Source organism: Thermus sp. NMX2.A1, assembly GCF_000511705.1.
In the GTDB taxonomy this organism is placed as follows: Bacteria; Deinococcota; Deinococci; order Deinococcales; family Thermaceae; genus Thermus; species Thermus scotoductus.
On the sequence record NZ_ATNI01000048.1, the window covers coordinates 1 to 25,922 of the forward strand.

At 65.0% G+C, this 25,922-nt stretch carries 25 protein-coding genes, 2 tRNA genes and 1 other annotated feature; of the genes, 14 read left to right on the top strand and 13 right to left on the bottom strand.

Translation table 11 applies throughout. The annotated features are described in order from the left end of the window. The 6 genes from TNMX_RS03515 to fsa all read right to left on the bottom strand — a co-directional run bounded on the left by TNMX_RS03515 (position 1) and on the right by fsa (position 6,687). Positions 1–2,055 carry a cation-translocating P-type ATPase gene (locus TNMX_RS03515; protein WP_038029579.1) on the bottom strand — a complete coding sequence of 685 codons (2,055 nt, stop codon included), beginning with the start codon at positions 2,053–2,055 and terminating at the stop codon, positions 1–3. A 31-nt stretch (positions 2,056–2,086) separates the two neighbouring features. Further along, the gene (locus TNMX_RS03520) at positions 2,087–2,449 is read right to left on the bottom strand and encodes a metalloregulator ArsR/SmtB family transcription factor (protein WP_038029581.1); all 363 of its coding nucleotides are present in this window, start codon (positions 2,447–2,449) and stop codon (positions 2,087–2,089) included. A gap of 1 nt (position 2,450) precedes the next feature. Then, on the bottom strand, positions 2,451–3,332 hold the full coding sequence (gene pdxS, locus TNMX_RS03525; RefSeq protein WP_026328982.1) for a pyridoxal 5'-phosphate synthase lyase subunit PdxS: 882 nt from the start codon (positions 3,330–3,332) through the stop codon (positions 2,451–2,453). An 89-nt stretch (positions 3,333–3,421) separates the two neighbouring features. After that, positions 3,422–4,615 carry a M23 family metallopeptidase gene (locus TNMX_RS03530; RefSeq protein WP_038029583.1) on the bottom strand — a complete coding sequence of 398 codons (1,194 nt, stop codon included), beginning with the start codon at positions 4,613–4,615 and terminating at the stop codon, positions 3,422–3,424. A gap of 120 nt (positions 4,616–4,735) precedes the next feature. Beyond that, positions 4,736–6,019, bottom strand: coding sequence for a transcription termination factor Rho (gene rho, locus TNMX_RS03535; RefSeq protein WP_015717442.1), 1,284 nt, complete (start codon positions 6,017–6,019; stop codon positions 4,736–4,738). Next, the gene (gene fsa, locus TNMX_RS03540) at positions 6,016–6,687 is read right to left on the bottom strand and encodes a fructose-6-phosphate aldolase (RefSeq protein WP_038029585.1); all 672 of its coding nucleotides are present in this window, start codon (positions 6,685–6,687) and stop codon (positions 6,016–6,018) included. Before fsa ends, rho begins: the two co-directional genes overlap by 4 nt. Positions 6,688–6,824: 137 nt before the next feature. After that, positions 6,825–7,062 (top strand) — a binding site (T-box leader). Positions 7,063–7,096: 34 nt separating this feature from the next. On the opposite strand from fsa, the gene ileS reads away from it, so the two are divergent. Genes ileS through nfo form a run of 5 tightly spaced genes read left to right on the top strand, consistent with a single transcriptional unit; the run spans position 7,097 to position 13,160 of the window. Further along, on the top strand, positions 7,097–10,228 hold the full coding sequence (gene ileS / locus TNMX_RS03545; RefSeq protein ID WP_038029587.1) for an isoleucine--tRNA ligase: 3,132 nt from the start codon (positions 7,097–7,099) through the stop codon (positions 10,226–10,228). A gap of 4 nt (positions 10,229–10,232) precedes the next feature. Beyond that, complete coding sequence (locus tag TNMX_RS03550; protein WP_038029589.1) at positions 10,233–10,787, top strand: Uma2 family endonuclease; 555 nt, start codon at positions 10,233–10,235, stop codon at positions 10,785–10,787. Positions 10,788–10,810: 23 nt separating this feature from the next. Then, entirely contained in the window at positions 10,811–11,842 is a 1,032-nt protein-coding gene (locus tag TNMX_RS03555) for a Xaa-Pro peptidase family protein (protein ID WP_156919418.1), read from the top strand. Further along, the gene (locus TNMX_RS03560) at positions 11,843–12,340 is read left to right on the top strand and encodes a septal ring lytic transglycosylase RlpA family protein (RefSeq protein WP_015717447.1); all 498 of its coding nucleotides are present in this window, start codon (positions 11,843–11,845) and stop codon (positions 12,338–12,340) included. It begins immediately after the preceding gene. Position 12,341: 1 nt separating this feature from the next. Next, entirely contained in the window at positions 12,342–13,160 is an 819-nt protein-coding gene (gene nfo, locus TNMX_RS03565) for an endonuclease IV (protein WP_038029593.1), read from the top strand. Here nfo and TNMX_RS03570 read toward each other — a convergent pair. The 4 genes from TNMX_RS03570 to TNMX_RS03585 are packed head-to-tail and all read right to left on the bottom strand — an operon-like array spanning position 13,140 to position 17,090. Then, the gene (locus TNMX_RS03570; protein WP_019550678.1) at positions 13,140–13,358 is read right to left on the bottom strand and encodes a hypothetical protein; all 219 of its coding nucleotides are present in this window, start codon (positions 13,356–13,358) and stop codon (positions 13,140–13,142) included. The genes nfo and TNMX_RS03570 overlap by 21 nt on opposite strands. 9 nt (positions 13,359–13,367) lie before the next feature. Then, complete coding sequence (locus TNMX_RS03575) at positions 13,368–14,027, bottom strand: site-2 protease family protein (RefSeq protein WP_038029595.1); 660 nt, start codon at positions 14,025–14,027, stop codon at positions 13,368–13,370. Next, complete coding sequence (locus tag TNMX_RS03580) at positions 14,024–14,629, bottom strand: membrane protein (RefSeq protein ID WP_038029597.1); 606 nt, start codon at positions 14,627–14,629, stop codon at positions 14,024–14,026. The genes TNMX_RS03575 and TNMX_RS03580 overlap by 4 nt, the downstream gene beginning before the upstream one ends. Then, on the bottom strand, positions 14,604–17,090 hold the full coding sequence (locus TNMX_RS03585) for a CBS domain-containing protein (protein ID WP_038029599.1): 2,487 nt from the start codon (positions 17,088–17,090) through the stop codon (positions 14,604–14,606). Before TNMX_RS03585 ends, TNMX_RS03580 begins: the two co-directional genes overlap by 26 nt. A 56-nt stretch (positions 17,091–17,146) precedes the next feature. Between TNMX_RS03585 and TNMX_RS03590 the strand changes: the two genes are divergently transcribed. Continuing rightward, positions 17,147–17,240: transfer RNA gene (locus tag TNMX_RS03590), tRNA-Ser, on the top strand. Between the two features lie 13 nt (positions 17,241–17,253). Here the strand turns inward: TNMX_RS03590 and TNMX_RS03595 are convergent. Then, on the bottom strand, positions 17,254–18,501 hold the full coding sequence (locus tag TNMX_RS03595) for a Gfo/Idh/MocA family protein (protein WP_038029601.1): 1,248 nt from the start codon (positions 18,499–18,501) through the stop codon (positions 17,254–17,256). A gap of 224 nt (positions 18,502–18,725) precedes the next feature. Beyond that, positions 18,726–18,800: transfer RNA gene (locus TNMX_RS03600), tRNA-Ala, on the bottom strand. 164 nt (positions 18,801–18,964) lie between these two features. Here TNMX_RS03600 and rpsB point away from each other — a divergent pair. The 8 genes from rpsB (at position 18,965) to TNMX_RS03640 (ending at position 25,349) form a co-directional block, all read left to right on the top strand. Continuing rightward, the gene (gene rpsB / locus TNMX_RS03605) at positions 18,965–19,753 is read left to right on the top strand and encodes a 30S ribosomal protein S2 (protein WP_038029602.1); all 789 of its coding nucleotides are present in this window, start codon (positions 18,965–18,967) and stop codon (positions 19,751–19,753) included. Beyond that, entirely contained in the window at positions 19,750–20,340 is a 591-nt protein-coding gene (gene tsf / locus TNMX_RS03610) for a translation elongation factor Ts (protein ID WP_019550673.1), read from the top strand. The genes rpsB and tsf overlap by 4 nt, the downstream gene beginning before the upstream one ends. 75 nt (positions 20,341–20,415) lie before the next feature. Next, positions 20,416–21,120, top strand: a complete 705-nt coding sequence (pyrH, locus tag TNMX_RS03615) for a UMP kinase (protein WP_038029605.1) — start codon at positions 20,416–20,418, stop codon at positions 21,118–21,120. A gap of 10 nt (positions 21,121–21,130) precedes the next feature. Beyond that, a complete protein-coding gene (gene frr / locus TNMX_RS03620; protein WP_015717578.1) occupies positions 21,131–21,688 on the top strand; it encodes a ribosome recycling factor in 558 nt (185 codons plus the stop codon). Between the two features lie 93 nt (positions 21,689–21,781). Further along, positions 21,782–22,612, top strand: a complete 831-nt coding sequence (locus TNMX_RS03625) for a phosphatidate cytidylyltransferase (RefSeq protein WP_019550671.1) — start codon at positions 21,782–21,784, stop codon at positions 22,610–22,612. Beyond that, positions 22,609–23,712 carry a 1-deoxy-D-xylulose-5-phosphate reductoisomerase gene (gene dxr / locus TNMX_RS03630; RefSeq protein WP_038029608.1) on the top strand — a complete coding sequence of 368 codons (1,104 nt, stop codon included), beginning with the start codon at positions 22,609–22,611 and terminating at the stop codon, positions 23,710–23,712. Before TNMX_RS03625 ends, dxr begins: the two co-directional genes overlap by 4 nt. After that, positions 23,709–24,719 (top strand): RIP metalloprotease, encoded by a 1,011-nt coding sequence (locus TNMX_RS03635; RefSeq protein ID WP_038029610.1) that lies wholly within the window; start codon positions 23,709–23,711, stop codon positions 24,717–24,719. Before dxr ends, TNMX_RS03635 begins: the two co-directional genes overlap by 4 nt. Beyond that, entirely contained in the window at positions 24,720–25,349 is a 630-nt protein-coding gene (locus TNMX_RS03640; protein WP_019550668.1) for a glycosyltransferase, read from the top strand. On the opposite strand, the gene TNMX_RS03645 is transcribed toward TNMX_RS03640, so the two are convergent. After that, complete coding sequence (locus TNMX_RS03645; RefSeq protein ID WP_052037927.1) at positions 25,346–25,918, bottom strand: hypothetical protein; 573 nt, start codon at positions 25,916–25,918, stop codon at positions 25,346–25,348. The two genes, TNMX_RS03640 and TNMX_RS03645, sit on opposite strands and share 4 nt — an antisense overlap. Between the last annotated feature and the right edge of the window lie 4 nt (positions 25,919–25,922).

The following is a 25,922-nucleotide window of genomic DNA, read 5'->3' on the forward strand; positions in this document are numbered from 1 at the left end:
CTATACCCGGCGCCACAAAAGACGCAGACTGTTGGCCGTCACCAACACGAGTGCTCCATTGTCCGCCAGCACTGCGGTCCAAAGCCCCGTGTAACCCATGAGGGTGGTGAGGAGGAAAAGCCCCTTGAGCCCCACCGCCACGGCCACGTTCTGGCGGACCACGCCCAGGGTCAGGCGGCTTAGCCGGAAGGCCCGGGGCAAGGCGGCAAGGCTCAGAAGCCCCACGTCTGCACTCTGCAGGGCCGCTTCCGTGCCCTCGGCCACGGCAAGCCCTACCGTGGCCTTGGCCAGGGCTGGGGCGTCGTTCACCCCATCCCCCACCATGGCCACGCCACCCCTACCTGCCAACTCCTCCACCAGGCGGAGCTTGTCCACGGGAGAAAGGCCAGCCCGGATTTCCTCAGGAAAAAGCCCTATGGCCGTGCCCAAAGCCAAAGCAGAGGTCTCCCGGTCGCCGGTAAGCAGGAGGGGCTTAAGGCCCAGTCGGCGCAGTTCGGCCAAGGCTTCCCGGGCCTCGGGGCGGGGGGTATCCTGGAAGGCCAAGAGGGCCAAGGGAACCCCCTCCCTAACCAAGAGGGAAAGGCTGAAGCCTTCCTCCGTCAAGGCCTTCACCTGGGCCTCTACTTCCGGGGACAGGTCCCAGGCCTCGGGCCGCACCAAACCCACCTCCTTCCCCTCCACCCGAGCGAAGGCCCCGAGGCCCGGCACCGCCCGATGCTCCTCCGAGGGCAAGGCCTTGGGGCCCAAAGCCTCCCGCACCGCCCGGGCTAAGGGGTGGGAGGAACCCTCCGCCACCCCCTTCGCCAGGGCCAAGGCCTCCTCCGCCGAAACCCCAAAGGTAACCACCCGCACCAGCGTGGGCTTTCCCAGGGTCAGGGTTCCCGTCTTGTCCAAAGCCACGTAGCGAACCCCAGCCAAGCGCTCCAGGGCCGCCCCGCTCTTAAAGAGCACCCCCGCCCTGGCTCCCCGGGCCACCCCTGCGGCGATGGCCGCAGGCACCGACACCACCAGAGCGCAGGGACAGGCGATGAGGAGAAGGCCCAAGGCCTTGTAGACATGCCCCAGGAAATCCCCCCGGAAAAGGGGAAGGACCAGGGCCACGAAGCCTGCCAGGGCCAGGACCGCCGGGGTGTAGCGGCGGCTAAAGGCATCCACCACCCGCTCCGCCTGGCTCTTCTTAAGCAAGGCCCCCTCCGCCAGGCGTTCCATCTCCGCCAGGAAGCCCTCCTCGGGAAGGCGCTCCACCTTTACCACCAAGCTCCCCTCCTGCACCAGACTGCCCCCGTAAACCCGGTCCCCTATCCCCTTGGGCCTAGGCAAGGGCTCCCCGGTGAAGGCGGCCTCCTCCACGGAAGCCTGTCCAGACACCACCACCCCGTCGGCCGGTACCCGCTCCCCCGGGGGCACCCTCACCAGGTCCCCCACCCTCAAGGCCTTAAGGGGCACCTCCTCCACCCCACCCTCCTTCAGGCGGTAGGCCCGCCTGGGAAGAAGCTCGGAAAGGGCGTAAAGGGACCTGCGGGCCTGGGCCACGCTATAAGCCTCCAGCACCTCCCCCACCAGGAAGAGGAAGACCACCACCGCCGCCTCGGCCTCCGCCCCGATGGCCAAGGCCCCAAGGGTGGCCAGCGTGACCAGACTCTGCATGCTAAAGGGGTTTTGCCGGAACGCAGCCACCGCACGACGAGCCAGGGGGAAAACCCCCACCAAGGCCGCCAGCCGATAGCCCCAAGGGGCTAGGCCGGGGAGGAAGAGCGAAGCCAAAAAGGCCGCCAGGAGAAGCCCTCCGGAAGCCAAGGCCCAGCGCCAGGGTCCCAAAACACCCCTGGTCGTGTCCCCTTCAGGCTTCAAACGGTAGCCCAGGGCGGAAACCACCCTTTCCGCCTCCTTCTCCGCCCCGGGAACCTCGAGGTGCAGATACGCCTTACCGCTGGCAAAGCTGACCTGGGCCTGCACCACTCCAGGCACCCCGGAAAGGGCTTTCTCCACCTTTAAGGCGCAGTCGGCGCAGTCCAAACCCTCCACCCGGAACACGCGAACCCTGTGAGCATCCATGTTCCCAGGGTAGCATCATTTGAGTAGCTAGTCAAGTGTTCTCTTCCGCGTGCTCCAAAGCCTCCTCAAGAAGCCGTTCCACGTGCTCGTCCGCCAAGCGGTAGTAGACCCGCTTTCCCTCTCTCCGGAAGGCCACCAGCCTTGCCTGGCGCAGAAGCCTGAGCTGATGGCTCACCGCAGAAACCGAAACCCCAGCGAGGAGGGCTAGATCGCACACGCAAAGCTCCCCCGCCGTCTTCAAAGCCAGAAGAAGGCGCATCCGGGTGGGGTCGGCCAAAGCCTTAAGGAGGAGGGCGGCTTCCCCCAGCACCGCCTCCTCGGGCAAGGCCGCGCGCGCCTTCTCCACCTGCTCAGGGTGGATCTCGTAAACCCCGCAGACCGCCCGCGACGCCATCTCACCAGCCCCGTTTGGCCAGGCGCTCCTCTTCCTTAAGCTGGTCCAGGTTGATGCCCACCATGGGCTCCCCCAGGTCCTCGGAAACCTCGGCCAGCACCTCAGGATCGTTGTAGTGGGTCACCGCCCGCACGATGGCCCGGGCCCGCTTCTTGGGGTCCCCGGACTTGAAGATGCCGCTACCTACGAAAACCCCGTCCATGCCCAGGTGCATCATGAGGGCCGCGTCCGCTGGGGTAGCGATGCCCCCGGCGGCGAAGTTCACCACGGGAAGGCGGCCGTGGTGGTGGACCCACCGGACCAGCTCCAAGGGGGCCCCGATCTCCTTGGCGTAGGCCACGAGCTCGTCCTCCCTTAGGGACTGGACGTAGCGGATCTGCTTCCACATGGTGCGGGCGTGGCGGACCGCCTCCACCACGTTGCCCGTGCCCGCCTCCCCCTTGGTGCGGATCATGGCCGCTCCCTCAGCGATGCGCCTTAAGGCCTCCCCCAGGTCCCGGGCCCCGTTCACGAAGGGCACCTTGAACTTCCACTTGTCGATGTGGTGCTCCTCATCCGCAGGGGTGAGGACCTCGGACTCGTCGATGAAGTCCACCCCCAGGGCCTCGAGGATCATGGCCTCCACGAAGTGGCCGATCCGCACCTTGGCCATCACGGGAATGGAAACCGCGGCCATGATCTCCTTGATGACCTTGGGGTCGGACATGCGGGCCACCCCACCCTGGGCCCGGATGTCGGCGGGGACCCTCTCCAGGGCCATCACCGCCACTGCCCCCGCCTCCTCGGCGATCACCGCCTGCTCGGGGGTGGTCACATCCATGATCACCCCACCCTTGAACATCTCGGCGAAGCCCGTCTTGATCTGAAAGGTTCCCTTCTCCATCCCGTCCTCCATCCTCCAGCTTACCGCCCACCGGGTCAAGCCAAAAGAAGCCGGGGGCCCAAAGGCCCCCGGGGGGCACTAAAACTTACTCAAGGCAAATAGGCCAAGGGGTTACGGACCACCCCACCCACCCTCACCTCAAAGTGCAGGTGGGGCCCGGTGGACCAGCCGGTGGAGCCCACGTAGCCGATCACCTGCCCGGCCTCCACCCACTGGCCGGCCCGCACAGCGATGCGCGACATGTGGGCGTAAAGGGTTTCCACCCCGCCCCCGTGGTCCAACACCACATGGAAGCCATAGCCCACGGAGCTCCAACCCGCCACCTCCACCTGCCCCGCCTTGGCCGCCACGATGGGGGTGCCGTACGCTGCAGCTAGGTCAATCCCCGTGTGGAAGCGCTGAAAGACTCCCCGTTGGCCGAAATAGGTGGTGATGCGAAAGCCCGAAAGAGGCCAGCGCATGGCCCCTTCCTGGTAGCTCACCCGGCGCACCTGGGGCCGCTGGGTCTGGGCCTGCTGCACCTGCCGGGTACGTTGCTGGGCCAAGGCCTGCTGCCTCCTCCTCTCCTCCGCCAGGCGCCTAAGCTCCTCCTGGCGCCGGCGCTCCGCCTCGAGGCGGGCCCTGCGCTCCTCCTCCTGTTTGGCGAGAAGCCGCTCATAGGTGGTCTTGGCCTGGATACCGGGGAGGAGGACCAGGTCCCCGGGCCTGAGCTCCGCGGGGTCCTGGATGCCGTTGGCCCGGGCCACCGCCACTGGGGAGAGGCCGAAACGAGCCGCCAGGTCCACCAGGGTCTGCCCCTCGGGCAGGGATACCACCAAGCCCTTAGCTTTTCTTGGAATGTACAGGACGCTCCCCGCCACCAGCCGGTCCAAGCTCTCTAAGGAAGGGTTGGCGGAAACCAGTTCCAGAACGCTTACCCCATAACGGCTCGCCACTCCCTGCAGGGTATCCCCCGGGCGCACACGGTACACCTCCACCCCCGGGGGTACCCGGGGGGAACGGTCCTCCACGGCCACCAAGGGGATAAGAAGCCTTTGCCCCACCTGCAAGCGATCGCCTTGCAGGTTGCTGGACCACATGATGTGCCGGGGATCCACCCCGTAACGAGCGGCAATCCCCGCCAGGGTATCCCCGGGCTTCACCTCATAGACCACCCATCCCTTTTTGACCGCCTGGCCCACCTCCACCGTGTTCGCGGGAAGAGGAAGGGGGCTAAGAGCAGGCAGCTTGGCGAAGGCCAAAGAGGAAACCAAGAGCCATAAACTTCCCCATACTCCCCGCAATGCTCACCTCCCAAACCCCACCAAAACCTCGCGGGGATTATACCAGGACCAAGCGGGGAAAAGGCAAGGGGCAAAAGGCCTTGGGGGGCGGGCTTTCCGCCCCCCAAGGGAAAATCCCGCCTAACGGGCGGCCAAGGACGCCAGAAACTCCTTGTTGTTCTTGGTGCGCCCCAGGCGGGCAAGGAGCATCTCCATGGCCTCCGCCGGGTCCATATCCGCCAGGACCTTCCTGAGAAGCCACATCTTGTGCACCACCTCCTCGCCCAAGAGGAGCTCCTCCCGACGGGTCCCGGACTTCAGGATGTCGATGGCCGGGAAGATGCGGCGCTCCTCGAGGCGGCGGGAAAGGTGGAGTTCCATGTTGCCCGTCCCCTTGAACTCCTCAAAGATCACGTCGTCCATGCGGCTTCCCGTTTCCACCAGGGCCGTGGCCAGGATGGTGAGGCTACCCCCACCCCGGATGTTGCGGGCCGCTCCCAGGAAGCGCTTGGGGAAGTAGAGGGCAGCGGAGTCCAAACCACCCGACAGGGTACGGCCCGTGGGCGGGGTTACCAGGTTGTTGGCCCGGGCCAGGCGGGTGATGGAGTCCAGGAGGATCATCACGTGCCCCCCCTCCTCCACGATGCGCTTGGCCCTCTCATGGACGAACTCCGCCACCCGGATATGGTTCTGGGGAGGTTCGTCAAAGGTGCTGGCGATGACCTCAGCTCCCTGGACGCTTTCCCGGAAGTCCGTGACCTCCTCGGGGCGCTCGTCTATGAGCAAAACGATCACCTTGATGTCGGGTTCATTCTTCAGGACCGCATTGGCGATCTTCTTGAGGAGGGTGGTCTTGCCCGCCTTGGGCGGGGCCACGATGAGCCCCCGCTGCCCCCGGCCGATGGGGGCCAGCAGGTCGATCACCCGGGTGGAAAGCTCATCGGGGGTGGTTTCCAGCTTGATCTGCCGGTCGGGGAACTGGGGGATGAGCTCGTCAAAGCGGGGCCGGTTCTTGGCGGCCTCGGGATCCAGGTCGTTGACCGCCTCCACCTTGAGGAGGGTTCCGTAGCGCTCGTTCTCCCGCGGAGGCCGCACCCGGCCCACGATGTAGTCCCCGCTCCTCAAGGCATACTGCCGGATGAGACCCGCAGAGACGATGGCCACCCTGGATTCCAGGTTGTACAGGTTCTCGGTGATGAACCCGTACCCATCCGGGCTGATCTCCAGGTACCCCTTGACCAGCTGCAGGCCCTCCCCTTGGGTCTGCCGCTCCAGGAGGGCCATGATGAGCTGGTCCTTCTTCATGCGCTTGTAGTTCTCGATCCCCGCCTCCTGGGCCAGCAGGTGGAGCTCCGGAAGGATCTTGGCCGAAAGCTCCTGGTAGGTGAGGGGCGCTTCTTGTTGGGTATCCGCTTTTCTCCTCATGGCTTGACCTTCTCCCAGTCCTCCATAAAGCGTCTAAGGCCTATGTCCGTCAAAGGATGCTTAAGAAGCTGCTTGAAGACCGCATAGGGCATGGTGGCGATGTCCGCCCCCAGAAGGGCAGCCTCCGTCACATGGCGGGGGTGGCGGATGGAAGCAGCGATGACCTTGACCGACAGGTTCTGGACCTGGATCAGCTCCACGATCTCCCGCAAAAGCTCTCCCCCATCCCAGGAGATATCGTCCACCCGGCCCAGGAAGGGGGAAACATAGGCTGCCCCTGCCCGGGCTGCCAGAAGAGCCTGGTTGGCGGAAAAGATCAAGGTCATGTTCACCTTCACCCCCTGGGTGGAAAGGCGCTTGCAGGCCTTCAGGCCCTCCTCGGTGGTGGGCAGCTTGACCACAATGTGGGGGTGGATGGCGGCAAGCCGCAGGCCCTCCTCCACCATGGCCTCTGCCGCCAGCGCGGTCACCTCCGCCGACACAGGTCCCTTCGCCACCTCACATATGGCCCGTAGGTGAGCGAACAGAACCTCCTCGGTCAGCTTTGCTCCTCGGCCCGCATACTCCTTAGCCACCAAGGTGGGGTTGGTGGTCACCCCGGAGAGCACCCCCCAGGCAGCGATCTCCCGTATCTCCTCCAAGTTGGCGGTATCCAGGTACAGCTCCATGAGCACTCCTTTTGTCGGGAAGTGGACCGGCTTAGCTCGATTCTAGCAGACCCAGCCCAGGCGTTGTCAAGGAAGGGGAGGGCTGCTAGCATGGGCTTAGCCGCCAACGGGGGATTTTACCCCAGGGGGCATGAGCTGTAAAGGCGAGGATGGGGAGAGTACCCCTTTCCAATAGCCTAGAGCGAGCCGGGGAGGGTGGAAGCCCGGTGGTGAGGAAAGGCGGGAAGATCACCCCGGAGCCGCGGGAGGAAAGGGGCTAAGGGCCTCGAGTAATGCCCGCCGGGTGCGCCCGTGATCGCGCGGAAATGAGGGCCTGGAGGCTATCTCCAGGAAGCGCGGTGGTACCGCGGAAGCCCTTGCGCTTTCGTCCGCGCCCCAAGGGCGCGGGCGTTTCTTTAAGGAGGAGTGTATGTTCAAGGAGGTCAGCGAACCCAACTTTCCCAGGCTGGAAGAGGAGGTTCTGGAGTTCTGGAAGCGGGAGAGAATCTTTGAGAAAAGCGTGGAAAACCGTAAAGGGAGGCCCCGCTACACCATTTACGAAGGCCCTCCCACCGCCAACGGCATGCCCCACGTGGGCCATGCCCAGGCCCGAAGCTACAAGGACCTTTTCCCCCGGTACAAGACCATGCGGGGCTATTACGTACCCCGCCGGGCCGGCTGGGACACCCACGGCCTCCCCGTGGAACTGGAGGTGGAGAAGAAGCTGGGGCTAAAGAGCAAACGGGAGATCGAGGCCTACGGCATCGAGCGTTTCAACCAGGCCTGCCGGGAGTCGGTGTTCACCTACGAGAAGGAGTGGGAGGCCTTCACCGAGCGCATCGCCTACTGGGTGGATCTCAAGAACGCCTACGCCACCCTGCACCCCACCTATGTGGAAAGCATCTGGTGGAGCCTGAAGAACCTCTTCGACCGGGGGCTCCTCTACCGGGACCACAAGGTGGTGCCCTACTGTCCCCGGTGCGGCACGCCCCTTTCCTCCCACGAGCTCTCCTTGGGGTACAAGGAGATCACCGATCCCTCGGTTTATGTACGCCTTCCCCTTAAGGAACCGGAAAAACTGGGCCTGAAGCAGGCTAGCCTCCTCATCTGGACCACCACCCCCTGGACCCTCCCCGGGAACGTGGCCGCGGCGGTGCACCCCGAGTACACCTATGGGGCCTTTGCCGTGGGGGAGGAGGTGGTGATCCTCGAGGAAACCCTGGGCCGCAGGCTTCTCGGCGAGGAAACCCCCATTCTCAGGACCTTTTTCGGGAAGGAACTGGAGGGCCTGGCCTACGACCCCCCCTACCCCCAGGCGCTGGAGAAGGGGTACCTCGTGGTCCTGGCCGAGTACGTGAGCCGGGAGGACGGCACGGGCATCGTCCACCAGGCCCCCGCCTTCGGGGCCGAGGACCTGGACACGGCCAGGGCCTACGGCCTTCCCCTCCTCAAGACGGTGGACGAGGAGGGGAGACTCCTGGTGGAGCCCTTTAAGGGCCTCTTCTTCCGCGAGGCCAACCGGGCCATCCTGAAAGACCTACGTTCCCGGGGGCTTCTTTTCAAGGAGGAAAGCTACCTCCACAGCTACCCCCACTGCTGGCGGTGCTCCACCCCCCTCATGTACTACGCCACGGAAACCTGGTTCATCAAAAACACCCTCTTCAAAGAGGAACTCATCCGCAAAAACCAGGAGATCAACTGGGTCCCGCCCCACATCAAGGAGGGACGCTACGGGGAGTGGCTCCGGAACCTGGTGGACTGGGCCCTAAGCCGCAACCGCTACTGGGGCACGCCCCTTCCCATCTGGGTCTGCGGCTCTTGTGGAAAGGAAGAGGCCATCGGCAGCTTCCAGGAGCTGAAGGAAAGGGCCATTCAACCCCTTCCCGAACCCTTTGATCCCCATCGTCCCTACGTGGACGGGGTGGAACTCCAGTGCACCTGCGGGGGCACCATGCGCCGGGTTCCCTACGTGATCGATGTCTGGTACGACTCCGGGGCCATGCCCTTTGCCTCCTTGCACTACCCCTTCGAGAACGGGGAGGAGTTTAAGCAGGCCTTCCCCGCGGACTTCATTGCGGAAGGCATCGACCAGACCCGGGGCTGGTTCAACTCCCTGCACCAGCTTGGGGTGATGCTCTTCGGCTCCATCGCCTTCAAAAACGTCATCTGCCACGGCCTCATCCTGGACGAAAAGGGCCAGAAGATGAGCAAGTCCAAGGGGAACGTGGTGGACCCCTGGGACATCATCCGGGAGTTTGGCGCGGATGCCCTCAGGTGGTACATCTACATCTCCGCTCCCCCGGAGGCGGACCGCCGCTTCGGGCCCAACCTGGTGCGGGAGACGGTGCGGGACTACTTCCTCACCCTCTGGAACGTGTATAGCTTCTTCGTCACCTACGCCAACCTGGACCGGCCGGACCTTAAGAACCCGCCTCCCGTGGAGAAGCGGCCCGAGCTGGACCGCTGGCTTCTTGCCCGGCTCCAGGATCTGATTCAAAGGGTGACGGAGGCCCTCGAGGCCTACGACCCCACCCAAAGCAGCCGGGCCCTGCGGGACTTCGTGGTGGAGGACCTCTCCCAGTGGTACGTGCGCCGGGGCCGCAGGCGCTACTGGAAAAACGAGGATCCCCTGGACCGGGAGTCCGCCTACGCCACCTTGTACCAGGCCCTGGTCACCATCAGCCAGCTCTCCGCCCCCTTCACCCCCTTCTTAGCCGAGGTCCTTTGGCAGAACCTGGTGCGCTCGGTAAGCCCCGAGGCCCCCCTTTCCGTGCACCTTTCCGACTGGCCCGAGGTGGACCCCCATCTGGTGGACCAGGAGCTGGTGGCCAAGATGCGGGCGGTGCTCAAGGTGGTAGACCTGGCCCGCTCCGCCCGGGCTAGAAGCGGGATCAAGACCCGCATCCCCCTTCCCCTTCTCCTCATCACTGCTCCCACCGCCCTCGAGCGGGAGGGCCTGAGGCACTTCGCCCCCGAGATCGCCGAGGAGCTCAACGTGAAGGAAGTGCGGGTCTTGGAACCAGGGGAAGAGGTGCTCCGCTACCGGGTCCTGCCCAACCTGAAGCTCCTCGGCAAGAAGTACGGCAAGCTGCTTCCCAGCATCCGCGAGGCCCTGGAAAGGGAGGCCTCGAGGGTGGCTGGCCTGGTCCTGAAGGGGGAAAGGGTGCCCCTGCGTTTGGAGGACCAGGAGGTGGTCCTGGAGCCGGAGGAAGTGCTCCTCGAGGCCCAGGCCCCCGAGGGGTACCAGGCCCTGGAAAAGGAGGGGTACGTGGCCGCCCTGGAGGTGCGGGTCACGGAGGAGCTGAGGCTTGAGGGCCTGGCCCGGGACCTGATCCGCCACCTGCAACAGACCCGCAAGGAGATGGGCCTCAAGGTTTCCGACCGCATCCGGGTGGGCTACGAGGCGGAAGGCGCCTACCTGGAAGCCCTGAAACGGCACGGCAGCTGGATCGCCGAGGAGGTCCTGGCCTTAGAGTTTGCTGAAGGCCTCTTCCCCGGCCACACCACCCTCCTGGAGGACGAGGAAGGCCGGGTGCGCTTCAGCTTGGCCAAGCTAGAATAGAGCCATGGGCCAGCCCGCCCGAAAGGCCCTCAGCCTCGAGGCCTACCTCCAGCTGGAGGAGAAAAGCCCCATCCGCCATCACCTGGTGGAGGGAACCCTTTGGGCCATGGCGGGGGCAGGGCGGGCCCATAACCAGATCCTGACCCGGCTTCTCCTAAAGGTGGGCCCCAAGGCCTTGGAGGAAGGATGTGAGGCCTATGCGGTGGACCGCAGGCTGAAGGTTTCGGAGGATACCGTCTTCTACCCCGACCTCATGGTGGTGTGTACCCCTTCCCCTTCCCTATACGAGGAAGCCCCCTGCCTCTTGGTGGAAATCCTCTCGGAAAGCACGGAGGACCTGGACCGGGGGAAAAAGCTGTGGCACTACCTCCGGCTGCCCTCGCTCCGGGCGTACCTCCTGGTGGATAGCCGCCGGGCAAGCCTCGAGGCCTACCTGCGGGAGGAAAACCAGTGGACCTACCTCCGCCTGGGGCCGGGGGAGAAGCTTCCTCTCCCCTGCCCCACCCTGGAGTTGGCCGTGGACGACCTCTACCGGGGCGTGAACCTAGAAGAGGGTTAACGGGTGGTATAGTAGGCCCCGTGCTGGACCCGAAGACCCTCCTCGAGCCCCTAGGGCTGGACGCCCTTTACGTGACCCGTCCCGAGAACGTGCGCTACCTATCGGGCTTTCCTCACCCCGAAGACGCCCAGGTCCTCGTTACCCACGAAGGAGCCTTCCTCCTCACGGATCCCCGCTACCCCGAGGCGGAGCAGGAAAGCCGCATCCCCGCCAGGGTGCTGAAGCGGGAGGAAAAAGAGGAGGTCTTCAAGGGCTTGAAGGGCCGGGTGGGCTTTGAGGCGGAACACCTCCCCTACGCCGCCCTGGAACGCCTGCGGGAGCTTGCCCCCGCGGAGTGGGTGCCCACCAAGGGGGTTATCGAGCGTCTCCGGCTCAAAAAGACACCGGAGGAAGTGGAAAGGATCCGCAAGGCCCAGGCCCTGGCGGAGGAAGCCCTGGCCCACGCCCTTACCCTGCTCAAGCCAGGGGTGTTGGAACGGGATGTCGCCTTGGAAATAGAGTTCTTCCTGAAACGGCGGGGGGCCGAGGTGGCCTTCCCCCCCATCGTGGCCTCGGGGGTGCGGGGAGCCTTGCCCCACGCCAGGGCCTCGGAAAAAGCCCTCGAGGCAGGGGAGCTCGTTACCCTGGACCTGGGGGCCAGGGTGGAGGGGTACCACTCGGACATGACCCGCACCGTGGCCTTGGGAAGGGTGGACGGGGAACTCAAACGGGCCTTTGAGGCCACCCTGGCCGCCCTGGAACGGGTTCTTGAAGTTCTGGGCCCAGGGAAGAGCACCAAGGAGATGGACGCCCTGGCCCGGGAGGAACTTAAGCGCTTTGACCTGGACCGCTACTTCGTCCACTCCCTGGGGCACGGGGTGGGGCTTGCGGTGCACGAGGGGCCGGGGCTTTCCCCCTACACGGAGGAAACCCTCGAGGCGGGCATGGTGGTCACCGTGGAACCCGGGGTCTACCTGCCGGGTATAGGCGGAGTGCGGATTGAGGAGCTCGTCCTCATCCAGGACACAGGGATTGAGCTTCTCTCCCGCTTCCCCCGGGGCTGGCAGGAGGTTTAGGTGCGCACCCTCATCCTGGCCCTTTTCCTCTCCGGCGCCCTGGCCCAGACCTACACGGTAAAGAAGGGGGATACTCTCTTCCGCATCGCCAAAGCCCACGGCATGAGCGTGAGGGAACTGAAGGAGCTCAACGGCCTCACCTCGGACCTGATCCATCCCGGCCAGGTCCTGAGGCTTACGGAAAAGGAGCTCCCAGCCAAAACCCGCTTCCTGCAGGAGGGGCTTGCGGTCTGGTATGGCCCCGGCTTCCACGGCAGGCGCACGGCCAGCGGGGAGCGCTACGACATGCACGCCCTCACCGCCGCCCATCCCTCCCTGCCCTTCGGCACCCGGGTGCGGGTCACCAACCTAAAAAACGGCAAAAGCGTGGTGGTGCGCATCAACGACCGAGGGCCCTTTGGGGGAAGGTATATCATCGACCTCTCCTACGCCGCGGCCAAAACCATCGGGGCCCTTTCCGCCACCCGGGTACGGGTGGAGGTTGTGGAGGAGGAGTAGCATGGCGCGCTACGGCTTCCACCTCTCCATCGCCGGAAAAAAGGGGGTGGCCGGGGCCGTGGAGGAAGCCCAGGCCCTGGGTCTTTCCGCCTTCCAGATCTTCGCCAAAAGCCCGAGAAGCTGGAAAACCCGAGCCCTCTCCCCAAGCGAGGTGGAAACGTTTCGCGCCCTGCGGGAGATGGCCGGGGAGCTTCCCGGGGTTATCCATGCCTCCTACTTGGTAAACCTGGGAGCGGAAGGGGAGCTTTGGGAAAAGAGCGTGATGAGCCTGGCGGACGACCTAGAAAAAGCCCGCCTACTGGGCCTGGAGTACGTGGTGGTCCATCCGGGCTCTGGAGACCCCAAGCGGGTCAAGGAAGGTCTCCTGAAGGCCCTGCACCTGGCCAGGGTCAGGGAGCGCCCCACCCTCCTGGTGGAGAACACCGCTGGTGGCGGGGAAAAGGTGGGGGCTCGCTTTGAGGAGTTGGCCTGGCTCATAGAGGACACGCCCTTAGGGGTCTGCCTGGACACCTGCCACGCCTATGCCGCCGGGTACGACGTGAAGGGGGATCCAAAGGGGGTTTTGAGCGAGCTGGACCGCCTCGTGGGGCTCGAGCGGGTGCCTGTGGTACACCTGAACGATTCCGTGGGGGGCTTGGCTAGCCGCATCGACCACCACGCCCACCTCCTCCAGGGCCAGATCGGGGAGGGGCTTAAGGGCGTGCTCCTTGACCCCCGGCTGAGGGGCCGGGTCTTCATCTTGGAAACCCCAAGGAGCCCGGAGGAGGACGCCTGGAACCTGAGGATCCTGCGCACCTGGCTAGAGGAAGCCTCCCCCTAGGAAAAGGCGCAAGGCGGAAACCACCATCAGCAGAAGCCCGAGCTTAAAGGCCCGCTCCTCTCCCGAAAGCAGGCCGAGCCCTGCGGCCAGAAGGGCCAGGGGCAGGACCACCCAGTTGAGCCAGCCCAAAAGGGGCAGGAGGGCGGGGAGGAGGAGCAGGAGGGCCACCACGGCCAGCACCAGGCTCAGGGTGCGCATGACCCCAGTCTAGCCGAAGAAAAAGCCAAAGAACACCCGCCGGGCCAAGCGCAACACCTCCTGGATAGGCCCCCGCAACACGGTAAGGATCAGAAGAAAGGAAAGCCAGGCGTACTGCTCCAACCGCCACAAAAGGGGTTGCCAAGAAAGGGGAAGAAGGCTCTGCAGGATCTTGGAACCATCCAAGGGGGGGATGGGCAGGAGGTTGAAGACCGCCAGGACCAGGTTAATGGAACTGGCGAAAAAGGCCGCCAGGGCCAGCAGGCCGAGCTCAGTCTGCCCCTCCCCCCGCAGGGTCATCACCACTCCCACGGGATCCAGGGTAAATAGCCCCCGAACCAGGAGGGCAAAGAGCACGGCCAAAACCAGGTTGATGACGATCCCGGCAATGGAAACCACGAAAAGCCCTAGGCGGTAGTGGCGGAAGGCCGGGGGGTAGATGGGCACGGGTTTGGCCCAGCCGAAGCCCACCAGGAGGAGAAGCACCGTCCCCAGGGGATCCAGGTGCCGCAAGGGGTTAAGGGTAAGCCTCCCTTGTCGCTTGGCGGTGGCGTCCCCGAAAAGGTAGGCCGCGTAGGCGTGGCCCAGCTCGTGAAGGACCAGGCTGAACACCAAGATGGCAAAGGTCAAAAGAAAGGCCAGGGGATCCCGCTGCAAAAGAGCGATCATAGCCCGATGACCCGGTATAGCGTGGCCAAGAAGCCCGCAAGCCCTTGGACCACCGCCCCGGTAACCCCGGTATAGGAGAGCACCAGAAAGATCAGGATGAAACCCAGGGGTCCGTAGGCCGCAAGCTGCTCCAGAAAGCGCCGGGCCTCATACCCGCCCACGGCGTAGAGGGCCTTGGCCCCATCCAAGGGAGGCACGGGGAAAAGGTAGATGGCGGCGTGAAGGAGCATGAGCCTTTGGGCCAGCAGAAGTCCTTCGCCAAAGGGATAGGGCAGAAAGCGGGCGAGAAGGCCATAGAGGAAGGCAGCCACAAAAAACCCCAAAGGCCCCATGAGGGCCACCATGGCCCCCTTCCTCCCGGGAAGGTTCGTGGGCACGGTTCTCGGCCATCCGAAACCCAAAAGGAGCAAAAAGACCAGGCCTAAGGGTTCCAGGTGGACCTTTAGGTCCAAGGAGAGGAAACCGAAGCGGCGGGGAGCCGTATCCCCATACCGGTCCGCCAGGTAGGCCTGGAACAGGTTGTGGACCACGAGGCCAAAAACAGCAAAGGCGAAGGCCACCAGGAAGACCGGGGGGTCATTGAGGTACGGAAAAAGACCCATCGCCTATCAGTCTACGGGCTAAGGCCAGTTCCTCCTCGAAGGTCCTTACCTCCCCCCGGGCCCGCGCCTCGGCCACCTGGCGCAGGATCTCCCCCACCCTGGGACCCGGCTTCAGGCCCAGCTGCAAGAGATCCCGCCCCATGAGGACCCGCCTTTTTTCCGTAAGCCAGCCCTCTTTCCCGGGGAAGAGGGCCAGAAAAACCCCGCGCAAGGGCTCCTTCCCCAAAGCCTCCTTGTCCACCTCCTCCCAGGAGCCTTTGAGAAGCAGGGCCAAGGCCTCCTGCAACCGCTTGGGAAGCCCCAGGGCCAAGGCCTTTTCCAGGGGGTTTTCCTGGAAGTAGAGGAGAAGGAGGAGGCGAGCTTCCACCCTAGCCCGCCCAGGCGGAAACCCCTCGTCTTCCAGAGGCCCCCACCTAAGCCGTACAAAGGGGTCCCTGGGTGGAAGCTTTAGCCCGTAGAGGGGACCCAAGGCCCCAAGCTCCTCCAAAAGGGAAAGGGCCTCGAGGAAGGTGTCCTCCTCCAGGGTCAAGAAGAGCTCGTCGCGCAGGCGGCTCTTGCTGGCACCCTTGAGCACCTCGGGAAGGAGGGCTGGGGGCAAGGCCTTTAAGGCCTCCTCGGAAAAACGGAAGGCCAACCGGGCAGCCAGGCGCGCCCCCCGGACGATGCGGCTCGGGTCCTCCACGAAGGAAAGGGGATGCAGGGGACGGAGGAGGCGGTTCCTTAGATCCTCGAGGCCCCCATAGGGATCCAAAAGCTCTAAGGTGGCCAAGGACAGAGCCATGGCGTTCACCGTGTAATCCCGCCTCTCCAGGTCCTTGGCGATGGGGGCTGGACGCACCTGGGGCAAGGCGCCGGGATAGGGGTAGACCTCCTCCCGGCTTTCCGCCAGGTCCACGGTAAGGCCAAAACTCACGCGCACCCGGGCGGTGCCAAAGGCATAGTGGAGGCCAAAGCTGCCCCCGAAGCGCTCCACCAGAAAGCGGGCCACCTCCCCCACCCTGACCCCTGGTTCCAGAACCAGGTCCAGGTCGGGGCCCGACCGGTCCAAAAGGGCATCCCGCACCGCCCCCCCCACCAGGTAGATCCCTTGCGGAAACGCCTTCCTAAGGGCCAGGACCACCCGCCTGGCCCCTTCGGGTAAGGCTTCCAGGATCCGCTCCCCCAGAGGCTTCTCCAAAGCGGGCTTCTTGCGGTAGAGGTCGGTACGGGTGAAGATCCCAAGAAGCTTAACGCCCTCCCCCAACCTCTCCCCCACCAGAACCCTTCCCCCTCCCGCCTTCAAGTGGGGCTCCACCTCGGAAAGGGGGGTCTCCGGGGGAAGGACAAGGGCCCGGGCCAAAAAGCCGTCCACGGGATACTCCGCCAGGCCAAGTCTTTCCGCCTTCCTAAGATCCCTTCTCCGGGCCAGGCCCAAGACCCGCACCCTTCCTCCCTCCAGGGGCTCCACCACCGGCATGGCCCCGTACCCCCGCTCCTCCAGGATCCGCAGGGCTTCCCGCACGGTGGTGGGGCGCAGGGTTTCCACAGGCGCGGACATGACCTCGGCTAGGGTGGACTCGGGCTCCAGGTACTGGGGAAGGCTTTCCAGAAGGCGCCGCACCGCATTGCGTACCCCCCGCACCCGGGCAAAGGCCGCCCGGGGGTGCCCCCCACCTCCCACCTGGGAAAGCCAGCGGCCCACATCCAACCGCTCCCGGCTCCGGGCGATGAGGAGGACCTCCCGGGCAAGCCGAAGCACCAGCAACACCCCATGGGCCTCGTGCAGGTCCAAAAGAGCATGGGCGAGGGGGGCCAAGGCCGGCACATAGCCCTCCTCCTGAGCCCGGGCGAGGAGGAGCCGGAACCCCTGCCGTTCCACCACCTTGGCGGTGCGGATAAGGCTCTTCAGGACCTCCCGGGCCTCCTCCCCCAGCTGGGGCCGTACCCACTCCCGCACCCGGGGGATCTCCGCTCCTTGCTGGGCTAAAAAGTAAGCGGCCTCGAGGTCCTGGGGCGTGGTGGAGGGAAAGCTGAACCCCCCGGTATCCTCCCAGATCCCCGCATAGGCCAAGGTGGCCTCCAAGGGGGTGAGGGTCAGGCCCCGCTCCCGGATCAGGGGAACCAGGAGGCTCACCGTGGCCCCCACCTGGGCCACCCTCCCCCCCACCGCAGGCACATCCCCCGGTGCCCGGGGGTGGTGGTCGAAGACCAAAAAGGGCACCCGCCCCACCAGGGCTTTAAAGGGACCGATGCGCTCAGGCCGGGCATTGTCCACCAGGACCACTTCGGTCACCCTTTCCACGGGGATCTCCGCAGCCGGAACCAGATCCAGGCGATCCTCCAAAAGGGGGGCGATCTCCTTCAAGGGCCCCTCGAGGCCCCCAATCAAGGCCAGACCGCTTCCCGGGAAGAGCCTTCCCGCCAGGACCATGGAACCCAGGGCGTCAAAGTCCAGGTTCTCGTGGGCCACCACCACCCGCACACCTTCAGCTTACTTGACGATAAAAACGGGCCTTGTTAAACTCAGGCTTGGCACTTGGAGAGGTGCCCGAGTGGCTGAAGGGACACGACTGGAAATCGTGTAGGCGGGCTTAAACCTGCCTCGCGGGTTCGAATCCCGCCCTCTCCGCCAAACGCCCCCGGCCTCAGGGCCGGGGGCTTTCCACTGCCACCACCCTGCCCGTCCGCCTGGCCTCCTCCGCCAAGAAGGTGAGCCGGTGGGCGTACACCGCCTCGGCAAAAGGCTCCAGCAACCCCTCCTCCCCCAGGGCCACCGCCCGCAAAAAGGCCTCCACCAGCCCCCCGTCCCCGCCCCCGTGCCCCCCACGCACCGAGGCCTCCCCAAACCGTCCTACCTCCACCACCCGCTCCCCCCGCAGGAAGTGGTGCACCCAGATGCGCTCCCCGTCCCCAAAGAGCTCCCCCTCCGTGCCAAACACCCGGGTCTCCCGAAAGCGCATGCGCGACAGGCCCTCCACGTGTAGGCTGGCCGTCTGTCCCTCCCGGTATTCCAGCACCACCACCTGGTGGTCCGCCACGTCGTTTTTCCCCAGGTACACGCACTCCCCGTAGGGGCCCCCCCGCAGGGCCTCCACCAGTCCCTCCCACGTCACGGGGTAGGCCACCACGTCCAGGGGCCAGCCCCTCTCCCCCTTCTCGTAGGCTTCCAGGTAGATGCGCCTGGCGGAGAAGGGGCAGTTCCTCTCCACCTGCTCCGGGCATTCCAGGCATCGGGAGGCCGCCTTATTAGGTCGGTTCTCCGGGCGGAAGTGGAAAAGCCCCCCGAAGGAAGCCACCCGGTTTACCTCCCCCGGCATCACGAAAAGCAGCCAGTCCAGGTCGTGCACGCTCTTGGCCAGGAGAAAGGGGCTGGACTCCTCTTCCTTCCGCCAGTTTCCCCGCACAAAGCTGTGGGCGTAGTGCCAGTGGCCCACGGGTTCCAGGTGCTGGACCGACACCACCTCCCCCACGGCCCCTTCCCTTAAGAGCCCCTTCAGGGCCTGGGCGTAAGGGGTGTAGCGGAGCACGTGGGCCACGGCCACCAGGCGTCCAGCGCGTTCCTTGGCCTGGGCCACCCGTTCCACCTCGGCCCAGGTAGGGGCGATGGGCTTCTCCAGGAGGAGGTGGTAACCCTTCTCCATCAGGGCCACCGCCGCCTCCGCGTGGAGCCGGTCGGGCAGGGCGATGACCGCCGCCTCCCCCAGAAGGGGAGCCTCCAGAACCTCCCGCCAGTCGGCAAAGGTCCGCTCCACGGAGAAGGCTTCCCGGAAGGCCTGGAAGCGTTCGGGGCGGGGGTCCGCCACCCCGGCGATGCGGGCGCCCAGGGCGTGGGCGTGGTGGGCATAGGCCATGCCGCGGTTGCCCGCTCCCAGGAACACTAGGCTGGGGGCCATGGCTCCATCCTGGCATGGCCCGCCCCCTTTGGAAAAGGCTCGAAGAGCGATTCCAAGGCCCTTTCACCCAACAGCCGCCCGATCACGCCTGAAGGCCCAAACCCGAGGGCGCCAGCCTGCCGGGGATACGAGCCAAAAACTAACCCAATCCATAGGCAGTAGATAAGCAGTAAAAACCACCCCCCGGCCATGCTACCGGGGGGTAAAGCTTTGTGTCCTGGAGCTGGTGGAGCGGAGGGGATTTGAACCCCTGACCTCCCGCTTGCAAGGCGGGTGCTCTCCCTCTGAGCTACCGCCCCAAGTCTAGGGGAGTATAGCCCAAAAGGGGGGGTTACGCAAAGCCCCTTTTCCCCCTATAATCGGGAAGGTGTGCCGGGCCAGCCCGTAGGCAGGGGAAGGTCCTGCGGGAAAGAGGACGGCACACAGGAAACGCCAAGCCCAACCTTCCCCGAATGGGAGGAATATGCCTGTAAACATCAGCATCAAGGAGCTTTTGGAAGCAGGGGTACACTTTGGCCACGAGCGCAAGCGCTGGAACCCCAAGTTCAGCCGCTTCATCTATGCGGAGCGCAACGGCATCCACATCATTGACCTGCAGAAGACCATGGTGGAGCTGGAGCGCACCTTCCGCTTCCTCGAGGACCTGGCCATGCGGGGAGGCACCATCCTCTTCGTGGGCACCAAGAAGCAGGCCCAGGACATCATCCGCATGGAAGCAGAGCGGGCGGGGATGCCCTACGTGAACCAGCGCTGGCTGGGTGGCATGCTCACCAACTTCAAGACCATCTCCCAGCGGGTGAACCGCCTGGAGGAGCTGGAGAACCTCTTCGCCTCCCCGGAGATCCAGGACCGGCCCAAGAAGGAGCAGGTGCGCTTGAAGCACGAGCTGGACCGCCTGCAGAAATACCTTTCGGGCTTCCGCCGTCTGAAGCGCCTTCCTGACGCCATCTTCGTGGTGGACCCCACCAAGGAGGCCATCGCCGTGCGGGAGGCCCGCAAGCTCTTCATCCCCGTGGTGGCCCTGGCGGACACCGACTCCGACCCCGAACTGGTGGACTACATCATCCCCGGCAACGACGACGCCATCCGCTCCATCCAGCTCATCGTCTCCCGGGCCGTGGACCTCATCATCCAGGCCCGGGGCGGGGTGGTGGAGCCCTCTCCCTCCTACGCCCTGGTGGAGGAGGCCGAGAAGGCGGAAGCCCAGGTCCAGGGGGAATCCGACTTCGGCGAGGACGAGGTGGAAGCATGAGCCAGATGGAACTCATCAAGAAACTGCGCGAGGCCACGGGGGCCGGCATGATGGATGTGAAGAAGGCCCTCGAGGACGCCGGCTGGAACGAGGAAAAGGCCGTCCAGCTCCTCCGGGAGCGGGGGGCCATGAAGGCGGCCAAGAAGGCGGAGCGAGAGGCTCGGGAAGGGGTCATCGGCCACTACATCCACCACAACCAGCGGGTAGGGGTTCTGGTGGAGCTCAACTGCGAGACCGACTTCGTAGCCAGGAACGAGATCTTCCAGAACCTGGCCCGGGACCTGGCCATGCACATCGCCATGATGAACCCCCGCTACGTCTCCGCCGAGGAGATCCCCGCTGAGGAGCTGGAGAAGGAGCGGCAGATCTACATCCAGGCCGCCCTCAACGAGGGCAAACCCGCCCAGATTGCGGAGAAGATCGCCGAGGGCCGCCTGAAGAAGTACCTGGAGGAGGTAGCCCTTCTGGAACAGCCCTTCGTCAAGGACGACAAGATCCGGGTGAAGGAGCTGATCCAGGAGGCCATCGCCAAGACCGGGGAGAACATCGTGGTACGGCGCTTCTGCCGCTTTGAGCTGGGGGCATAGACCATGCGGCAAACCGGGGCCCTTACCCAAAGGGGCCCCGGTTTTGTTAAATCAGGTTGTGGGGCCAGATAAGCCATGAAGTACAAAAGGGTTCTCCTTAAACTCTCCGGCGAGTTTCTGACCGCAAATGGCTTCGGCATTGAACCCGAGGCCACCAAGGCCCTGGCCAAGGAGATCAAGGCCGCCTACGACACGGGAGTCCAGCTGGCCATCGTGATCGGGGCGGGGAACCTCTGGCGGGGAGCAAGGCAGGGGGTGGGTATGGACCGGGCCACCGCCGACTATATCGGCATGCTGGCCACCATCATGAACGCCCTAGCCCTGCAAGACGCCCTGGAGTCCCTGGGGATCCCCACCCGGGTCCAGACCGCCCTCACCATCACCCAGGTGGCCGAGCCCTACATCCGCAGGCGGGCCCTGCGCCACCTGGAGAAGGAACGCATCGTCATCTTCGGCGGGGGGACGGGCAACCCCTTCTTCTCCACGGACACCGCCGCCGCCCTAAGGGCCCTGGAGGTGGGGGCCGAGGTGGTCCTCATGGCCAAGAACAAGGTGGACGGGGTTTATTCCGATGACCCCCGGAAGAATCCCAACGCGGTACGCTTTGACGAGCTCACCTACCTGGAGGTCTTGAACCGGGGCCTGCAGGTCATGGACACCACCGCCATCACCCTGTGCATGGAAGCGGGGCTTCCCATCGTGGTCTTTGACATCTTCAAACCCGGCGCCCTGGTGGGTATTATCCAGGGGGAAAAGGTGGGTACCCTGATCCACACCTGAAGGAGGTGCCATGAGCCTGAAAGAGCTTTACGCGGAAACAAGGGCGCACATGCAAAAGAGCCTCGAGGCCCTGGAGCACAACCTGGCGGGCCTTCGTACCGGGCGGGCCAACCCCGCCCTTCTCCTCCACCTCAAGGTGGAGTATTACGGCACCCATGTGCCCCTGAACCAGATCGCCACCGTAACCGCCCCCGACGCCAAGACCCTGGTGGTGCAGTCCTGGGACCAAAACGCCCTGAAGGCCATAGAGAAGGCCATCCGCGACTCGGACCTGGGCCTGAACCCTGCCAACAAGGGGGATGCCCTGTACATCAACATTCCCCCCCTCACCGAGGAGCGGCGCAAGGAGCTGGTGAAAACCGCCCGCCACTACGCCGAGGAGGGGCGGATCGCCATCCGCAACATCCGGCGCGAGGCCCTGGAAAAACTCAAGAAGCTTTCCAAGGAACTCCACCTCTCGGAGGACGATACCAAGCGGGCGGAGGCCGAAATCCAGAAGATCACCGACGAGTTCATCGCCAAAGCCGACGAGCTTCTGGAGAAGAAGGAGCAGGAGATCCTAGGCTAGGAAGCCCCTTAGGACCCACCTTTTGTCTGCTGTGGACGGCTTGCCCAAATCTTATGGGCCCCTTACCCGGGGGCCCACGGGAAAGGAGGAGTGATGGAGGGCAGGGACGACCTGCCCACCCGGGTCCTCTCCGCCCTGGTAGGGGTTCTTTTGCTCCTATGGGTGCTGTGGGGGGGACTCGCCCTAATTCTGCCCACCTTGGTTTTCGTCCTGTGGCTGGGGAGCCTGGAGCTTAGGGACATGCTGGCCAAAAGGGGCATCCGCTTGAACCTGCCCTTCCTGGTGGGCGGGGGGGTACTCCTCTTCCTCTTCTCCTTGCCCCAGCTCTACTGGCACTTCCCCCAGGTACCCTGGCGGGAGGTGGCCCTGGGGCTTTTCCTATTGGGAAGTTTCAGCTATGAGCTGCTCAGGGGAGCCGACCTCACCCGCTTCGCCTTCACCCTCATGGCCTTTTTGTACCTGCCCTGGAGCCTGGGGTATGTCCTCCTCCTGAGGGAGATCCCGGACAGCACCCTGGGCCTTTGGACCCTTTCCCTGCCCCTGGTGGCCAGCTTCGCCACCGACATCGGCGCCTACTTCGTGGGCCGGACCCTGGGCCGGCAAAAGCTGGCCCCGGAAATCTCCCCTGGCAAGACGGTGGAGGGCTCCTTGGGGGGGATTGCGGTAAGCTTCCTGGCCCTGGCCCTCTACACCGGGCTGGTGCGGGAGGTCTTCCCCTTCGGCCTATTGGAACTTTGGCTTTTCAGCCTCCTCCTTTCCCTGGCCGCCCAGCTTGGGGACCTGGTGGAGTCCATGCTGAAGCGGTACTGTGGGGTGAAGGACTCGGGGCACTTCCTTCCCGGCCACGGCGGCCTTCTGGATAGGATCGACAGCCTTCTCTTCACCTTCCCCCTCACCTACTTTTTGGTGGTGCTCTTCACATGAAACGGGTGGTGATCCTAGGCTCCACGGGTTCCATAGGGCGGCAGGCCCTCGAGGTGTGCCGCTGGCGGGGCTACCGGGTGGTGGGGCTTGCCGCCGGGCAAAACCTGGAGGAGCTCTCCCGCCAGATCCAGGAGTGGAGGCCCCTCCTGGTGGCCGCCCACGAAAGCCTCCACGAGGAGCTAAAGGCTCGCTTCCCCGGGCTAAGGCTTGGCACCCCGGAGGAGGTGGCCTCCTTGGAAGCGGAGGTGGCCGTGGCCGCCATTCCGGGCCTTGCGGGGCTTGCTCCCACCTGGGCTGCGGCCAGAACAGGAAAGCGCCTGGCCCTGGCCAACAAGGAGGCCATGGTGGCGGCAGGGCCCCTCCTCTGGCAGGAGGTGGAAGCCCAGGGAGCTGAGATCCTCCCCGTGGACTCCGAGCACTCGGCGCTTTTCCAGGCCCTCCTGGGGGAAAGGCGCGAGGATGTGGCCGAGCTCATCCTCACGGCAAGCGGAGGACCTTTCCTTTGGGAGCCCGAGGATCTCTCCCAGGTTACCCCAGCCATGGCCTTAAACCATCCCCGCTGGCGCATGGGCCCCAAGGTGACGATAGACTCCGCCACCCTCTTCAACAAGGGCCTCGAGGTCCTCGAGGCCAAGGAGCTTTTCCGCTTTCCCCTGGAGAAGATCAAGGTCCTGGTTCACCCCCAGGCCTATGTCCACGGCCTGGTCCGCTTCGTGGACGGTAGCCTCAAGGCCCAACTGGGCCCCACGGACATGCGCCTTCCCATCCAGTACGCCCTCACCTACCCCGAAAGGGCGGAAACCCCTTTGCAGAACCTCCCCTTCCCTGGGGTGCTGGAGTTCTTCGAGCCGGACCTCAACCGCTTCCCCGCCCTGGCGGTGGCCTACGAGGCGGGAAGGCGGGGCGGGGTGGCCCAGGTGGCGGTTTCCGCCGCCGATGAGGTGGCGGTGGAGGCCTTTCTTTCCGGAAAGATTCCGTTTACCGAAATTCCAAAGATCCTGGCCCGGGTCCTGGAAAACACCCCTTCCCTTCCCCTAACATGGGAGAACCTCTTCGCCGTGGATGCCTGGGCCCGGGAAGAGGCCAAGAGGTGGGCATGAGCCTGTTCTGGTTTTTGATCATCATCGGCGTGAGCATCTTCGTGCACGAGCTGGGGCACTACCTGGCAGCACGGGTTCAAGGGGTGCGGGTCAAGGCCTTCAGCCTGGGCTTCGGCCCCGTCCTTCTCAGGCGGCAGGCCTGGGGAACGGAGTGGCGGCTTTCCGCCATTCCCCTGGGGGGGTACGCGGACATCGAAGGCCTCCTCCCGGAGGAGCGGGGCCGGGGATACGATGCCCTTCCCTTCCCGGGGAAGCTTTTGGTCCTGGTGGCCGGGGTCGTCATGAACGTCCTCCTGGCCTGGGGACTCCTTGCCTACCTCTTCAGCGCCCAAGGGGTGCCGGAGGCCACGGGAAGGGCGGTGATCCTGGAAGTCCTCCCGGGGAGCGTGGCGGAAGAAGCGGGGCTACGGGCCGGCGACATCCTGGTGGCCGTGGACGGGACACCCCTCGCCCAAGCCCAGGGGATTGAACGGGTGAAGACTCCAGGCAACCACACCCTCACCGTGCGCCGTCAAGGCCAGGAGCTCACCCTCTCCCTCACCTGGCAGGAAGGCATGGAGCGGCTTGGGGTGGTGTACCAGCCCGAGGTAGCCTTCCGCCGGGTGGGGTTCTCGGAAGGACTGGGGCTAGCCGTGGGCCGTACCCTGGCCTTCGGACCCCAGATGGTGAAGGCATTGGTGGGAGGGCTTTTGAGCGTGCTGGCGGGAAATCCCGACAACGGGGTCATGGGACCGGTGGGGATCGTGGCGGAAACAGGCCGGGCAGCCCAGGAAGGCCTTTTCCGGTTGCTGGAGCTTACCGTGGCCATCAACCTCTCCCTGGCCCTCTTCAACCTTTTACCCATTCCTGCCCTGGATGGCGGGCGTATTCTCCTCCTCTTCCTCTCCCGTTTCCTCCGCATCCGCCCCGAGCAAGAGGCCATGGTCCACTACCTGGGCTTCGTCTTTCTCATCCTCCTGGTCATCCTGGTCACCTTCCAGGACCTAAGGCGGCTTCTCGGGGGCTAAATGGAGGCCACGGTCCTCATCCCTGCCTACAACGAGGAGGCCTCCATCGCAGGGGTGGTGCGGGTGGCCAAGGAGGCAGGTTTCCCCGTGGTGGTGGCCGATGACGGCTCAGAGGACCGCACCGCCCAGGAGGCCGCCAGGGCTGGAGCCCAGGTGGTGCGCCTGCCCCACAACCGGGGTAAGGGCGGGGCCATCGCCGAGGGGCTCAAACGGGTGAACACCCCCTTGGTCCTCCTCCTGGATGCGGATCTTCTGGGTCTTGCCCCGCACCATCTGGAGTCCCTGCTGGACCCTGTGGCAAAGGGGAAGGCGGAGATGACGGTGGGCGTCTTCCAAGGGGGAAGGCTTTCCACGGATCTCGCCATGCGCCTTACCCCCTTTCTCTCCGGACAGCGGGCCCTGAAGACGGAGGATTTGCGAAGGGTGCCGGGCCTCGAGAACGCCCGATACGACTTGGAGCTCCTCCTCACCCGCTACGCTAAAAAGGCGGGCTGGCGGGTCCTCTACCTGCCCCTTCCTGGGGTGAGCCAGGTGATGAAGGAGGAAAAGCGGGGGCTTCTACCGGGATTGTTCCACCGCCTGCGCATGTACCGGGAAATCCTGCGCTACTACCTCAAGGCCAAGGCTTAAGGCCCCTGCCTGGGCGTAAGGGCCTGTGGGAGCCTTAAAAGCTCCACCCAGTCCTCCCCGGTGCGGTAGGCCACCACCCCGAGGCCCGGAACCAGGAAGATCTCCTTTAGGTCCGTGCCTCCCTTTTCCGTGGTGTAGGCCACCCGCACCCGGTAGGCGTTGAAGGCCCCGGCCTTTACCCTTACCCCTTCGATTCCCTCCACCCGGGCGGAAAGGGCCACCCGCTGCCCGCGAAACCGGGCGCTTCCCCCCCAGGAAAGCCCCAGGTCCAGCCTCGAGGGATAGAGAAGAAGGGGGGGCGTAAAGGGAAAGTACCCCTCGGGCAGGCCCACCCCCAGGAGAAAAAGCCCCTCGGCACCCCCTTTGAGCCGGTCCTCCCGGAACACGCGCCCCTCCTTCCAGTAGCGGAGGCGATACCCCTCCTGGGTGGGAAGAAGCTCCTGCTGGGTGCCATCGGAGTACAGGTACCGTCCCCCTCCCTGGGGAAAGACCTGGCCCAGGGCCAGGGAAAGGAAAACCGACACCGCCCAGAGGAACCGCCAAAGCCCCCTGCCCTTAGCGCTTTCCATACCC